The sequence below is a fragment of the Planobispora longispora genome, assembly GCF_016863135.1.
In the GTDB taxonomy this organism is placed as follows: Bacteria; Actinomycetota; Actinomycetes; order Streptosporangiales; family Streptosporangiaceae; genus Planobispora; species Planobispora longispora.
This window is the reverse complement of sequence record NZ_BOOH01000091.1, coordinates 1-2284: the sequence shown is the minus strand read 5'-3', so window position 1 is coordinate 2284 and position 2284 is coordinate 1. Positions and strand designations below refer to the sequence as shown.

Here is a 2284-nt window from a genome sequence, read left to right as displayed (position 1 = left end):
GGTGCCGTTGTGGGCGGCGCGGGCCAGGGCGGGCCGGACCGGCGCGACGGCGGAGGAGGCGGCGGCGAGCCGGTCCTGGACCAGCTCCGCCAGGGCCGCCACGGTCGGCTCCGTCAGGAAGTCGGCGAGCGGGACCTCGCAGGAGAACGTCTTCCTCACCCGGGCGAGCAGCCGGCTGGCGAGCAGGCTGTGCCCGCCGACGTCGAAGAAGTGATCGTGCGCGCCGACCCGGTCCAGGCCGAGCAGCGCGGTCCAGATGCCGGCGAGCTCCCGCTGGACGTGCCCGCGCGGCGGCACGTACCCGCCCAGGTCGGGCCGGTCGGTGCCCGGCCGGGGCAGCGCCGCCCGGTCGACCTTGCCGTTCGGGCTGACGGGCAACGCCTCCAGCGTGACGAACAGCGCCGGCACCATGTAGTCCGGCAGCGACTCCCGGCAGTGCCTGAGCACCTCCGCCGGCGCCGGCCGCGCTCCCCCGCCGGGGGCGGGCACGAGGTAGGCGACCACGCGGCGGTCGCCCTCGTGCTCGGGAGCCGTCACGACGACGTCCCCGACGGCCGGGTGCCGCCGGAGGACCTGCTCCACCTCCTCCAGCTCGACGCGGAAGCCGCGGATCTTCACCTGCTGGTCGGCCCGGCCGAGGAACTCGATGAGCCCGTCGCCGCGCCGGCGCACCAGGTCCCCCGTGCGGTAGAGGCGCTCGCCCGGCGTGCCGGCGAAGGGGTTGGGCACGAACCGCTCGGCGGTCAGGGCGGGACGCCCGAGGTAGCCTCGGGCGAGACCGGCGCCGGCGACGAGCAGTTCGCCGGCGACGCCGGGCGGCACGGGCAGCAGGTCGCGGCCGACGATGTGCGTGCCGGTGTACGGCAGCGCGTTCCCGATCGGGACCCGCCCGCCGTGATGGCCGGGGATCGCGTACGACGTGGTGAAGATCGTGCACTCGGTCGGCCCGTAGCCGTTGACGACCTGCCCGTTCGGCACCAGCGCCGCCGCGCGGGCCACGTGGTCGGCGGAGAGCTGGTCCCCTCCGGCGATCAGGTGCCGTACGGACGGGAAGGGTCTGCCGGCGCAGTCCACGACCGCGTGGAAGAGCGCGGCGGTCAGCCACGCCACGGTGACGGGCTCGTCGGCGAGGAAGGCGGCCACCCGTTCCGGAAGCGCCTTCCCCGCGGGCATGATCGCCAGCGTGTGCCCGTTGACCAGGCACCCGAACAGCTCCAGCACCGAGACGTCGAAGGACAGCGGCGTCGCCAGCATGAACACCTCGTGCTCGCCCAGCGGCAGCCACTGCGGATCCCGTACCCGGCACACGACGGCCTCGTGCGCGACGCCCACCCCCTTGGGCCGCCCGGTCGACCCCGAGGTGTAGATCACATAGGCGAGAGCCGCCGGATCCACCGGAACGCTCCCGGACCCGCCGTTCCCTTCCGCGCCGTCTCCTCCCGGGGCCTCCCGCCGCCCGGCCCCGCCGTCCTCCCGGTCACCGGGACCGTCCGGGGCGACGACGCGGACGCTCCCGGGGAGACGGGACACGGTGGAATCGTCGGCGACGACCACCCGTGCCGCCGCGTCGTCCAGCATGTACGCCAGCCGCTCCACCGGGTAGTCCGCCTCCAGCGGCAGGTAGGCGGCGCCGGTGTGCAGCACCGCCAGCAGCGCGACCGGCACGTCCAGCGACCGGGGCAGGCACACCCCGACGATCGACCCGGGCCCGGCCCCGCACTCCCGCAGCCGGGCGGCCAGCCGGCGTGCCCGGCGGTCGAGCTCGGCGTAGCTGAGCCGGGCCCCGGCGCAGGTGGCGGCCACGGCGTCCGGCGCGCGCAGGGCGACGTCGGCGACGAGGTCGTGAAGGCATCGGGCGGGCGGCGGCTCGACGGCGGCCGGTTCCGGCTCGGTCAGCGCGAGGCGTGAGACCGGCAGCGCGGGTTCGGCGGTCCCGGCCGCGAGCACCCGCTGGAAGGCCGCGACGAACCCGTCGACGGTCGGCCGGTCGAACAGCTCGGTCGAGTACTCGGCGAAGCCCGTCATCGTGCCGTCGGCCTCCGACCACACCTGCACGGACAGGTCGAAGGCCGCGGCCTGCACCGGCACCGGCACCGGCTCGATCCGCACGTCCCCGTCCAGTCGCCCGTCCGGCTCCGGCAGGTCCTGCACCACCAGCGCCACCTGGACGAACGGCGTCACCCCCGCGGAGCGGGCCGGCGCGGTCTCCTCCACCACGCGGTCGAACGGCACGTCCTGGTGCGCGAACGCGGCGACCGCCGTCTCCCGCGACCGCGCGACCACC

Annotated in this window: 1 protein-coding gene; it reads right to left on the bottom strand. The window is 76.1% G+C overall.

Features of this window, described 5'->3' with window-relative positions; translation table 11 throughout:
• Positions 1-2284 (bottom strand): non-ribosomal peptide synthetase (locus Plo01_RS39720; protein ID WP_203895978.1); only part of this gene is annotated, 2284 nt, incomplete at both ends.